The 12,350-nt window shown below is 38.2% G+C and carries 10 protein-coding genes; 9 read left to right on the forward strand and 1 reads right to left on the reverse strand.

The features are described from left to right. Nucleotides 1-213: 213 nt before the first annotated feature. Complete coding sequence (locus BM086_RS10165) at nt 214-651, forward strand: hypothetical protein (RefSeq protein WP_092325947.1); 438 nt, start codon at nt 214-216, stop codon at nt 649-651. A 389-nt stretch (nt 652-1,040) separates the two neighbouring features. Continuing rightward, nucleotides 1,041-1,943, forward strand: coding sequence for a hypothetical protein (locus BM086_RS10170; protein WP_092325949.1), 903 nt, complete (start codon nt 1,041-1,043; stop codon nt 1,941-1,943). Nucleotides 1,944-2,138: 195 nt separating this feature from the next. Here the strand turns inward: BM086_RS10170 and BM086_RS20915 are convergent, their stop codons facing one another. Continuing rightward, complete coding sequence (locus BM086_RS20915; protein ID WP_175560207.1) at nt 2,139-2,291, reverse strand: hypothetical protein; 153 nt, start codon at nt 2,289-2,291, stop codon at nt 2,139-2,141. Nucleotides 2,292-2,519: 228 nt separating this feature from the next. Here BM086_RS20915 and BM086_RS10175 point away from each other — a divergent pair, with 228 nt between their 5' ends. From BM086_RS10175 to BM086_RS10205, 7 genes are all read left to right on the forward strand, one after another. After that, complete coding sequence (locus BM086_RS10175) at nt 2,520-4,163, forward strand: SulP family inorganic anion transporter (protein WP_092325951.1); 1,644 nt, start codon at nt 2,520-2,522, stop codon at nt 4,161-4,163. A 187-nt stretch (nt 4,164-4,350) separates the two neighbouring features. Then, entirely contained in the window at nt 4,351-6,264 is a 1,914-nt protein-coding gene (locus BM086_RS10180) for a glycoside hydrolase family 36 protein (RefSeq protein WP_092325953.1), read from the forward strand. 224 nt (nt 6,265-6,488) lie between these two features. Then, nucleotides 6,489-7,892 carry a PhoH family protein gene (locus BM086_RS10185; RefSeq protein ID WP_092325955.1) on the forward strand — a complete coding sequence of 468 codons (1,404 nt, stop codon included), beginning with the start codon at nt 6,489-6,491 and terminating at the stop codon, nt 7,890-7,892. 193 nt (nt 7,893-8,085) lie between these two features. After that, a complete protein-coding gene (locus tag BM086_RS10190) occupies nt 8,086-9,129 on the forward strand; it encodes an ABC transporter ATP-binding protein (protein WP_092325957.1) in 1,044 nt (347 codons plus the stop codon). 18 nt (nt 9,130-9,147) lie between these two features. After that, complete coding sequence (locus tag BM086_RS10195; RefSeq protein ID WP_092325959.1) at nt 9,148-10,020, forward strand: carbohydrate ABC transporter permease; 873 nt, start codon at nt 9,148-9,150, stop codon at nt 10,018-10,020. Between the two features lie 27 nt (nt 10,021-10,047). After that, nucleotides 10,048-10,887, forward strand: a complete 840-nt coding sequence (locus tag BM086_RS10200; protein ID WP_092325961.1) for a carbohydrate ABC transporter permease — start codon at nt 10,048-10,050, stop codon at nt 10,885-10,887. Nucleotides 10,888-10,967: 80 nt separating this feature from the next. Beyond that, the gene (locus tag BM086_RS10205; RefSeq protein ID WP_175560208.1) at nt 10,968-12,302 is read left to right on the forward strand and encodes an ABC transporter substrate-binding protein; all 1,335 of its coding nucleotides are present in this window, start codon (nt 10,968-10,970) and stop codon (nt 12,300-12,302) included. Nucleotides 12,303-12,350 lie beyond the last annotated feature (48 nt).

The following is a 12,350-nucleotide window of genomic DNA, read 5'->3' on the forward strand; positions in this document are numbered from 1 at the left end:
AAAACCACCTTACTAAGAAGGTGGTGTGTTTTGGGAGGAGGGGTTGTCTAGTGGGGAACCAGACAACCCGTGTATGAAAAAAAGTATTGTTGGGGGTTCAGAAGTTATTTCCTTCTGATATGTATATAATACATGGTAACTGTTTCCAAATTGTGACTGAACTATAAAAGAAATATGACTTATTCTAAAAAAAGAGTGGGAGAAGTAGAAAAAATGTCAAAAAATAATCGTAAAAAAGTATGTACAAAACCTGCAAGGCCAGTAAACAAGAGCTGTTTTGAGAAAGTTATGATCACACTTATTATTGCCGGAGTGGTTATTTTGATGTTCATAAATTATGCTTTGCCGGTAATAAAAAATTCAGCGAAAAAAGTTGCAGCTGAAAAAACTGTGGATATGATCACAAAAAATGCAGAGAAAATAGCAGTGGAAAATCCGCAGGTTGCTGAGGTTCTGGAGTCTTTGACGGAAGAAGACAAGCAGGTGGTTAGCGAGATAATTGAGAATCATATGGACTCCGAAACTGTTGGAGAAGTCATGGGGTATGTTACGAATGGAGATAAGGAATCGCTTGTAAAGTATGCCGCAGACAATCTTACAGCAGAAGAAATTTCAGAACTTATGAAACTTTATGGGAAATATGGAGAATAATGAGTACTGAATGGTAATAAAACGGGGGAACAAGTTCGATATATATACTGGTAGTTGTCATCTGGTACTTTACCATGGTAGAGAATTACCACAATGAATAATTATAAATTTTTTAAAATTATTCCTATAACGCAAAAACACCCACGGGGGGACGTGAGTGCCTGCGATTTTCTTATGAGGGGGAGATAGTGATTAGGCTCTCTTAGGAATTCGAGCCAAGTTACATCACTAACTTGATTAATACTATAAACCCTAAATGTGTTCAAAAAGTGAACAATCCTAAGAAAAATGTGAAAAAAATATGTATATTTATTTATTTCAAACGTTTACTGGTATAAAAAATGGATAAGTATATATTCAATTATTTCACAAGGGCTTAAGGAGCATGCATGCACAAATATTTAGTATATGGATTGGTTGTTCAGTCGCAGCAGGAAATCCCTCAGTTGGTCAGAACTGATTCAGGCAATATAGACGTTAATATCTTTGAGGAAGATGTAACAGAAGAAGTTAACAGACTCATAGAAGATAATGGTTCTTTACACAGAGAATATTATATTACAAAGAAGTTCACCGCATTTTCTTGTGAATATGGTTTCTTTCTGATACAAAATGGAAATGAAATCAAATATAAGAGAAGTGAAGACCACTCATTTATGGAAACTGTGACTTTTATTCTTGGTTATTGCTTTTCGATTATTCTATTTCAGCGAAATATTATGGCGATTCATTGCAGTGTTGTTTCTAATGATAAGGGAGCAATTCTTATTTCGGGAAATTCCGGGGCAGGCAAGTCGACTGTGACCAGAAATTTTTTGGAAAAGGGATATAGATTTATGGCAGATGATGTTGCTGCTGTTACGATAGCGAATAATAAGCCATTAGTTTATCATACATTTCCTTATCAAAAGTTGTGTTTTAATGAAATCGAAAAAAGAAATATAAATGTATCGGAAATTATTAATATTAATGAAGAAAGAGATAAATATCTTGTACCGGTAAAACATGATTTTGAAAAGCATCCGCAGTTTATCCGTTTTTTGGTTGTTATAACGACCGGAGATGTAAAAGATATAGTCATGGAGAAACTGACAGGCTTTGAGCATTTTGTCCTGTTGAGAAGTAATCTTTTTATCCATCCTCTAAAAGGGGGATGGGAGAATGAGAAAGAGTTCACCAGAATGTGTTTACTGGTTTCTTCGTTACTTCCGGTATACCTTATCATCCGACCAAGAGAACGGGATACAATAGAAGAAGTGACTGGCATGATTGAGAAATTATGTATGATGTAACCGCTTGATAAATCAGTTGCTTTAGAAACATGTTACGTAATTTACTGTATTATTTTTTTACCAATAGAATAATAGGAGTTTGCATAAAAATAGGAATTACCCTTTTTGAATTATAACAAATCAAAAAGAATAATTCCTACTATGCAATTCATTAATTATAATATAAAAATAGTTCAACTGATCACGAAAGCTTAATCATATACCATCATTTTGACCGGATAAAGGAATTACCTGATCATCTGCAGGAGGTACAAGAGTACCAAGATTTAATGCGAGTCTGCTTCGAATCATGTCCTCTGTCTCTTTTACATCAACAAGGATAAACTCTGGTTCTGTCCATTTTTTCATTATGGCGCCCCCTCTCTTGTAAGGTTAATGAATCTATAATTAATGATACATATGTTTAGCAGGATAGTAAACAAATCTTACAAAAATGATACATTTTTAAACAAATTTAACATTTGGTTTAGATAAAAATCATAATTGACCGCTATTTTAATAAATCGTATAATACCATTTGGCAAAAAAGAATCCCTATTATTTTTTTGTTTGATGGATTTTTTTATGGAGGAAATTATGGAAAACGAAAAATTGAAACCGATGTTGTTTACGGTGCTGAAAGGGTACAACGGAAAGCAATTTGCACAGGATCTTGTTTCCGGAATTATTGTAGCTATTATAGCACTGCCATTATCAATTGCTCTTGCGCTTGCTTCAGGCGTTGGTCCTGAAGAGGGATTATACACTGCGATTGTTGCTGGATTTATTATTTCATTCCTTGGCGGAAGCAGAGTACAGATTGCCGGACCAACGGCGGCTTTTGCTACAATAGTTGCAGGAATTGTGGCTACCAAGGGTATGAGCGGACTTGCTCTTGCAACTATTTTTGCCGGAGTTCTTCTTATATTAATGGGAGTTTTTAAACTCGGATCTCTTATTAAATTTATTCCCTATACAATTACTACCGGATTTACAGCGGGTATTGCGGTGACAATTGCAATTGGACAGATCAAGGACTTTCTTGGACTTGTTTATCCTGCGGGAACATCTACAGTAGAAACTACTGAAAAGGTATCCGCTATAATAAAGAATATTGGAACCTTTAATTATCAGGCACTTATCGTTGGCCTTATCTGCCTTGTCATTCAGATTTTCTGGCCGAAGGTAAGCAAGAAAATCCCGGGTTCTCTTATTGCAGTTATCGTTGGTATCTTGATGGTAAAATTGCTTGGCCTTAATGTAAATACTATTGGCGATCTGTATGAGATTAAGGGACAGCTTCCTACACTTACATTGCCTTCATTTGATTTTAACACTCTTAGATCTGTGGCTGGCGACGGATTTACAATCGCTATTCTTGCAGCTATTGAATCATTGCTTTCATGCGTTGTTGCTGACAGTATGATCGACAGCAAGCACAGATCAAATATGGAACTTGTTGCGCAGGGAGTTGGTAATATTGGCTCAGCTCTTTTTGGTGGTATCCCTGCAACCGGAGCAATTGCCCGTACGGCAGCGAATATCAAGAATGGCGGTAGAACACCTATTGCAGGTATGATCCACTCAATCTGTCTGGTTCTTGTGCTTGTAATCCTTATGCCTTATGCTGCGCTTATTCCAATGCCAACTATAGCAGCGATTCTTTTCATGGTTGCTTACAATATGTGCCAGTATAAAACATTCATACATTTATTAAAAACAGCTCCTAAGAGTGATGTTTTTGTTCTTGTTATAACATTTGTTCTTACAGTTGTATTCGACCTTGTAGTTGCTATTGAAATCGGAATGCTTGCAGCATGCGTTCTTTTCATGAAGAGAATGAGCGAAGAATCAAGGGTTCGCGGCTGGAAATACTATGATCCTGAAGATGACCCGGATGGTCCTGGACTTAAAGATATTCCTAAGCACGTTCGTGTTTATGAGATAAGTGGTCCGATGTTCTTTGGTGATGCCGAGCAGATTGCAGAGATCAGCTTTAAAGATTTCACAAGAGCACTGGTTATTCGTATGCGTGGTGTTCCTGCCATCGATGCTACAGCGATGCATTCTCTGGAACAGCTCTATGATAAATGTAAAAAGAATAACGTTCAGCTTGTCTTTTCACATGTTAATGAACAGCCTATGAATACCATGGAAAAAGATGGCTTTGTAGATCTTGTTGGAAGAGATAACTTCCAGCCTCATATCGATGACGCGTTAAAGAGAGCTGCTCAAATATAATATAGACTTAAAACAACCGGCTATTTTATAATAATAGCTGGTTGTTTTTTATTGAAATACCTATTCAATAAAAGTGCTAGAGTTCCGTTATTGACATTCTTTCTTATTGAAATATCAATTCAATAAAAGTGCGAGAATATCTTGAGGGACTTTCTTTATTATTAAATGATTAAATGGGGTGAAATGTATGGTTATAAGTAGTGGTGAAATTAAGATAATTGGTGATGATTACGCGGGGAATTATTCATGCGGTCTCTCTATGCTTGGGAGTGGCACTGCAGAGAGAATGCATGAGACAAGGGAAGACATTTTTGGTGGAAGCACAAATGCTGAAAATGGGACTGTTTCTAGAGGGATTATTGTAAAAAACGAATCAGAGGATGGACTGTTGCTTCTTTCTGAGAACGTAGAGAGTGACCAATCTGAAGCAACTGAAGTTGTAACATCTTTTATCAATAATACGGAAAAAGAAGTTACTCTTGAATATATGACATCATTTAAGCTTAAGGATATTCCGGCAGATAAGATATACAGATTAGAGTCTTTTTGGAGTGCTGAGGGCAGAGTTAAATTTGATGAACTCGTTGATCTAAATATGGAGCACTCCTGGAGCAACCATGGTTACAGAGTAGAAAAGTTTGGAAATGTGGGAACAATGCCGGTAAGAAAGTATTTTCCTTTCCTTGCCCTTGAAGATACCAAGACAGGAAAGTTCATCGGCATAGAGATGTATGCTCCATGTTCCTGGCAGATTGAGATTCTGGTAAAGACCGGAGATGTGGTAACTGTTGCAGGCGGAATAGCGGACAGAGATTTTGGACAGTGGACTAAGAAAGTTGCAGCAGGTGAGTCTTTTACTGCACCAAGGGCGCTGATAGCAGAAGGTACTTCTCTTGAAGATGTATGCGATAAACTTGTCAGAGCGCAGAAGCCTCATATTAGTCCCGTCGATGATCATATGGGGATTGTTTTTAATGAGTATTGCACAACCTGGGGAGAGCCTACGATTGAAAATCTCAAGAAAATAGCAGATAAGCTTGAAGGTAAAGGAATTCAATACCTTGTTATGGACTCTGGCTGGTACGCTGATGATAATGGACAATGGTGGGAAAACAGAGGCGATTGGAGCATCAATAAGAAGAGATTTCCAAATGGACTTAAGGAACTTGCTGATTATGTGAGATCCAAAGGAATGATTCCTGGAATCTGGTTCGAGCCGGAAGTTGTATCGCCCCTTGCACCTGCCTATGCAGAGACTGATCATGTGGTAAAAAAAGATGGTTTTCCGTTGTCTGTTGCTTCAACCAGATTTTGGGATATGGAAGATAAATGGGTCAAGGAATATCTAAAGAAAAATGTCATTGATAATCTTAAAGAGAACGGCTTTGGATATATCAAGGTTGATTATAATGACACCATGGGAATCGGCTGTGATGGGCCTGATTCTATGGGAGAAAATCTTAGAAATAAGGTACAGGGAAGCCTTGATTTCTTTGAACGCATGGTAAAAGAGATTCCGGAACTTGTTATTGAGAACTGTTCAAGCGGAGGACACAGACTTGAGCCTGCTTTCATGGAAAAAGCGTCCATGGCAAGCTTTTCTGATGCTCACGAAACACTTTCTCTTCCTATAATAGCTGCAAATGTTCAGAGAGTTATAAGACCTGAACAGAGCCAAATATGGGCTGTTATGAGAAAAGAAGATTCGGATGAGAGAATTTTTTATTCTATGTGCGCGACATTCCTTGGAAGAATGGGGCTTAGCGGCGATATTTATGATATGAATGATCATCAGTGGCAGCTGATTGATGAGGCTATCAGCTATTATAAAGAGATTGCTGACATTATCAAAAACGGAAAGACTATTGTTATTAAGGCAGAAACCAAGAGCTACAATAAGCCGACAGGTGGGCAGCTTGTGATAAGAAGTTATGAAAGTAGAAGCCTTCTTATTTATCATAGATTTGAAGCTTCTGTATCTATGGAGGAATTTGCTGAGAATAATAGAATCAAGATTCCTGAAGGAAAGATAATCTCTAAATATGGTGATGCGCACTGTGACTTCTCAGCGCAGGCAATTGTGGTAGATGAAAATGCTTGATGGATTTTCCTGCTTTACGGAAGACTAATTTAGTAATTGGACATGCTCTTTGATGTTGTTGTATAAAATTAGCATGGTTGAGGGACTACTGGACAAGATTGATCGATTGAGTGATTATATGACTGATAAAAAACTGAGGGCTTAACCATGAAATAATAATCCACAAACCACTACATATGGTATAATGATATTACAAATTATACAAATAGCGGGGAGGCCTGTGCATGAAGAAAATCTACGTTTTGGACACTAACGTCTTGATTCAGTCACCAAATTCTCTCAAATGCTTTGAGGATAATGAAGTAGTTCTTCCGATGGTTGTTCTTGAGGAACTTGATGCACACAAAAGAGACGAAGGTGAGAGGGGAATCAACGTTAGAGAAACTATTAGAATTCTGGAACAGCTAAGGGGAAAAGGCGACCTGATCAAAGGCGTCAAGCTGGATAACGGGGGCTTTCTAAGAGTTGAAAAGAACTGTAAGGATGTTGAACTTCCCAAGGATATGGCAGAGTACAAATCTGATAACCGTATTCTTAAAGTATGTAAGGGACTTAGCGAGACAAATAAAGAACAGGTTATTCTTGTCACAAAAGATATTCTGATGCGCATCAAAGCACAGATTCTTGGCTTGAAATCAGAGGATTTTACCACTGAGCAGGTGGCAGGAGAAAATGAGCAGTATAGCGGAAGAATAGATGTTTTTGCTCCTGAGGAGGCTTTTAAGGAATTTAAGAAAAAAGGGATACCTATCGATAAGGTATACTGTTGTGATGAATCCGGGAAAAAATACTCACCTGTTTTTTATGAAAATGAGTTTGTCATAGTAAGAGCAGACCAGTCTGTTGGAAAGACACAGATGGGGCGAGTTTGCGGAAATGTGATTAAAAAACTTGATTACGAAAAGAGCCAGCCCTACGGTGTGAAGCCAAGAAATGCAGGACAATATTTTTTACAGGAAGCGCTTATGCAGCCTGCTGATGTGGCTCCTCTTGTAATTGTAAAGGGTATGGCGGGTACAGCGAAGACTTTTTACTCTTTGGCGGTTGGACTTGAGAAGATGATAAACAGACCAACAGGGGAATACAGGAGAATTCTTGTATGCAGGCCGAATTCACAGTTTGATGATGATATCGGATTTCTCCCTGGAGATGAGCAGGAGAAGATATCTCCGCTGATGAGACCTATAATCGATAATCTTGAGCAGCTGATAGATTCCAATGAAGAAGAACGGTATAAAGATGAAAAAGAGCTTCAGGGAAAGACTGATGAGGTCTTTGAAAGAGGAATCGTGCAATGTGAAGCTCTTAACTTCATTAGAGGAAGATCTATTCTTAAGACTTTCCTTATTATAGATGAAGCGCAGAACATGACTCCGACGCAGGCAAAGGGAATTATCACAAGAGCAGGTAAAAATACAAAAATAATTCTTTTGGGAGATCCTAATCAGATAGACAGGCCCTTCCTTGATGAGAGGACAAATGGTCTTTCCTATGCATCAGAACATATGAAGGGCAGTCCTTATACGTGGCAGATATCTCTTTCATCTTCTGAGTGTGAGAGAAGTATGCTTGCAATGGATGCGATAAACAGAATGAAAGATAAAGACGATTTTAAAAACGTTTCTTGATGTAATATAATATTTTACAAAATCTCTTTTGTGGAAACGGGCGAAAACCTAGAGAGTTTCGCCCGCTTTTTTTGTCCTATTTTAACAATTATTGATAAATTTTTAATAATTATTTTATATTTTAATGTTATATAGTATAATCTTGTGTGTGATTTTTGTAATTGTGATTTTTTTGAATTGTAGGTAGGTAAAAATGGACATTAGGATTGAAAATTTAACAAAGACATATGGCAACCTTAATGCAGTTGACCATATGAATCTCAACATCAAAGATGGTGAGTTGGTAGGCCTTCTTGGACCTTCAGGATGCGGTAAGTCAACAACGCTTTTCATGCTTTCGGGACTTACAACTCCTACGGATGGAAGAATTTATTTTGGTGACAAAGATGTAACATCTATTGCTCCGGAAGACCGTGAGATTGGACTTGTTTTTCAGAACTATGCCCTTTATCCACATATGACAGTGCAGGATAATATTACATTCCCGCTTATTAATCGTGGTGTAAAAAAGGCTGAAGCAAAAGAAATGGCACTTGAGATTGCCAAGGTTGTTAAGATTGACCAGTATATGAACAGAAAGCCAAGTGAGCTTTCAGGTGGTCAGCAGCAGAGAGTTGCTATTGCAAGAGCTTTGGTTAAGAAGCCACAGGTTCTTCTTCTAGATGAACCATTGTCTAATCTTGATGCTAAGCTTCGTGTTGCTACGAGAGAGGAAATCAGACGTATCCAGCAGGAGGTTAAGATTACAACTATTTTTGTAACACATGATCAGGAAGAGGCTATGAGTATATCTGACCGTATTGCTGTTATGAAAGAAGGCGTTCTTCAGCAGTATGAGGTTCCGCAGGTTATGTATCTTAATCCTGCAAATGAGTTCGTTGCAAATTTCCTTGGTACTCCTGAGATCAATAACATCGAAGTTGATGTTAAGGATGGAGTTATCAGTGCAGGAGATGTTGTTCTTAGAAAGGGTGCTGAGCTTGCTGATGGTCATTACCATGCAGGAATCAGACCTGAATCTTTCTATATTGATGATAGTGGAATTAGTTTCGAAGTTGACAACCTTCGTATGACAGGCAGAGACCTTCTTTTGTTCACAAAGCTTGGTCAGTCTGTTGTTCGTGTTCTTGTTCATTCATATATGCAGGTTTCAGAAGGCGATTCAATCAAAGCTTTGGTTCGTGAAGGCCATATCCTTGTATTTGACAAGGATGAGAAGCTGATTGGCAGATTCTGATTTGGAGGAGAGTGCATAATGGATAAAAAGAGTTTTAAGGGATATTTGTATCTTCTTCCTTCCATGATCATCATGTTCTGCTTTACCATTTATCCTTTGGTTCGAGCAATCATCATGAGTTTTCTTGGAAATTACAGCATTATCAATGGTAGTTATTCTTCTATTGGAATAGAGAACTACAAAGCATTGTTTGCTGATCCTGATTTTGCTATGTCTTTAAAGAATACAACTATTTATGTTATTTGCGTTGTACCGGCTTCAATTTTTCTTTCCCTTATCATTGCGGTACTTATCAATAGTTGTAAAAAGACTAAGGCATTGTTTCAGACTATATATTTCCTTCCATATGTTACCAGTGTAATAGCTATTGGTATTGTGTGGAGATGGATGTTTAACAGTAACTACGGTCTTATCAATTTTATGTTAGGACTTGTTGGAATCAGCCCTATCCAGTGGTTGAATCTTCCACAGTACGCTATGCCTGCTCTTATTATCTTTGCTATATGGAAGAGTATGGCTTTCAATATCCTTATTTTCCTTGCCGGTCTTCAGACTATTCCTGAGGATTTGTATCGTGCGGCAAGAATTGATTCAACTCCTAAGCTTAGGGTGTTTACACGTATTACTGTACCTCAGCTTGCGCCAATGATTGTTTATTCAAGTGTTATTGGTATGATTGGTGCATTCAAGGTATATAATGAAGTCTTTTCTCTTTTCCAGGGAAAAGCAGGCCCTGCAAATAAGGCGATGACAATTGTTTATTATATTTATGACAAATTCTACAACAGTTATAAATATGGCGTTGCTGCTGCAGGTAGCGTGGTACTTTTTGTGATCATTCTGATATTTACAAGAATTCAGCTTAGAGTTACAGGCGGAAATAAGAAATAATTATTTTAGTAAAATGAGGATATAAAAATGACAAGTAAAAGAAATATAGCTAATGTCATAGGCGTAGTGCTTAAATTCACAGTGCTTATCTTAGGCTCAATATTTACAGTGTTGCCTTTCATCTGGATGATCTCATCATCTCTTAAGACTCCATCAGAACTTGTGCAGGTTCCACCATCACTTTTTCCTGCAGTTCCTCAGTGGGGTAACTATAAGGAAGCATGGGCTGCAGCTCCTTTCGCAAGATATTTTATTAATACACTTATTGTGACATTGTGCACTACCTGTGGTGTCCTTGTTACTACAGTGCTTTCAGCTTTTGCTTTTTCAAGACTTAATTTCCCGGGAAAGAAGACCGTCTTTTCACTGTTCCTTGCAACACTTATGATTCCCGGTGAAATGCTTATAATAACAAACTACGAGACAATTATTAAACTTAAGTGGATTGATTCTTACAAGGCTATGATCATTCCGTGGGTTTCAAGCGCTTTTTATATTTATCTTCTTACAAGATTCTTTATGCAGGTTCCTGAATCACTGTATCTTGCTGCTAAGGTAGATAAATGTTCCGATTTTAAATATATGATCAAGATCATGGTTCCAATGAACAAGCAGGCTATCTTCTCAATTGCCATTCTTAATATCATCAGTTCATGGAATGCATTCCTTTGGCCATTGCTTGTTACTAATTCTCAGGAAATGCGTGTCCTTTCAAACGGACTTGTTCGTTTCCAGACAGAAGCAGGATCTTCTACAGAGCTTATAATGGCTGCATCCTGCATGCTTGTTATGCCGATAATAATTATTTATCTTTTCCTTAGAAAATATATTATTGAAGGTGTTACAAGAAGTGGACTTAAGGGATAAAATATATATTTGTTCATTTAAGGCTTTATGCCTTTTATGATAGATTTAACGCTTCACAAAAGAAAGAGAGGATTATGAAAATGAAGTTAAGAAAAATCGGTGCAAGCATTCTTGCTATGGCTATGGCAACATCAATGCTTGCAGGCTGCGGAGAAACTGCTGCTGAGACAACAACAGACACTCAGGCAACAGAGCAGACATCTGAGACAGCTGAACCAGCAGCTGATACAGCTTCTACAACAGAAGAGGCTGCAGCTACAACAGAGGCTAAGAATATTGAGGCAACAGAAATTACTTTCTGGCATGCTATGAATGGTAATCTTGAGTCAGTTCTTTCAGAAATCACAGATGAGTTCAACAACTCAAACGAATATGGAATTAAGGTTACTCTTGTAAACCAGGGCGCATATGGCGATCTTCAGACAAAGCTTCAGGCAAGCGCTGCAGCAGATGCTCTTCCAGATCTTGCACAGGCTTATAATAACTGGCTTACACCTTACCTTGACAAAATCGTTAAGCTTGATGATTTTGTAGCAAATGATTTTGACAACTGGGATGACATCGTTTCAGCATATCGTGATGAGTGTTCAGAATTCGGATTCATCCACGCTGTTCCTTACAATAAGTCAACTTATGTTCTTTTCTACAACAAGACAATGCTTGATGAATTAGGAATCGCTGTTCCTGAGACATGGGCTGATGTTGAGGCTGCTGCTAAGACAGTTATGGATTCAAAGAACATTGCCTTCATCGGTTATGATGACCTTGCTGGTGCAGTTGAGGCTTCTCTTCACCAGAACGGAAGCGACTATGTTGATGCAACAGGTGCTAAGTTCAACGATGATAAGGGTCTTGAGACATTTACATACCTTTCAGGTCTTTACAACAATGGTTATGCTCGTCTTGTTGGTGAGGATGGATACTTCTCAAACGTTCTCAGCAACCAGCAGATCGCTAGCTATGTTGGATCTTCAGCAGGTGTTTCTTACATCAAGGCTGAAGGATGGGATCTTGGTGTAGCTCCACTTCCAGGAAACGTTCAGAAGGCAGCTAACATGGCTGGAACAAACATTGTTATGTTCTCACAGGATTCAAACAAGCAGCTTGCAGCTTGGGAATACCTCAAGTACATCACAAGCACAGATGCAGTTACAAAGTGGGCAGTAGGAACAGGTTACCTTCCAATCAGACAGTCTTCTTATGAGACAGCTGATTACAAGGCATACATGGAAGAGAATGTTTGCGCAGCTGCTTGCTATGCACAGGCTAAGGACTTCTTCTTCTCACCTACATTTGATGCATCAAATGATATCAGAAGCACAGTTCCTTCAACTGTTGAATCACTTGTTTATGACAAGGCTGATGCTCAGACATGGCTTGATACTGTAGTTGGTGCAATCAACGCTCAGTATTAATTATTGCAAATACTGATGGATTCGGTATTTTTACATCTTTAGGGAGGG

The sequence above is a fragment of the Butyrivibrio sp. YAB3001 genome (assembly GCF_900112195.1).
Taxonomy (GTDB): Bacteria; Bacillota; Clostridia; order Lachnospirales; family Lachnospiraceae; genus Butyrivibrio.

Bases quoted from the DNA above. Each gene is read 5' to 3' on its own strand.
- BM086_RS10165 (WP_092325947.1), top strand. From the start codon at position 214: ATGTCAAAAAATAATCGTAAAAAAGTATGTACAAAACCTGCAAGGCCA.
- BM086_RS10170 (WP_092325949.1), top strand. From the start codon at position 1,041: ATGCACAAATATTTAGTATATGGATTGGTTGTTCAGTCGCAGCAGGAA.
- BM086_RS20915 (WP_175560207.1), bottom strand. From the start codon at position 2,291: ATGAAAAAATGGACAGAACCAGAGTTTATCCTTGTTGATGTAAAAGAG.
- BM086_RS10175 (WP_092325951.1), top strand. From the start codon at position 2,520: ATGGAAAACGAAAAATTGAAACCGATGTTGTTTACGGTGCTGAAAGGG.
- BM086_RS10180 (WP_092325953.1), top strand. From the start codon at position 4,351: ATGGTTATAAGTAGTGGTGAAATTAAGATAATTGGTGATGATTACGCG.
- BM086_RS10185 (WP_092325955.1), top strand. From the start codon at position 6,489: ATGAAGAAAATCTACGTTTTGGACACTAACGTCTTGATTCAGTCACCA.
- BM086_RS10190 (WP_092325957.1), top strand. From the start codon at position 8,086: ATGGACATTAGGATTGAAAATTTAACAAAGACATATGGCAACCTTAAT.
- BM086_RS10195 (WP_092325959.1), top strand. From the start codon at position 9,148: ATGGATAAAAAGAGTTTTAAGGGATATTTGTATCTTCTTCCTTCCATG.
- BM086_RS10200 (WP_092325961.1), top strand. From the start codon at position 10,048: ATGACAAGTAAAAGAAATATAGCTAATGTCATAGGCGTAGTGCTTAAA.
- BM086_RS10205 (WP_175560208.1), top strand. From the start codon at position 10,968: ATGAAGTTAAGAAAAATCGGTGCAAGCATTCTTGCTATGGCTATGGCA.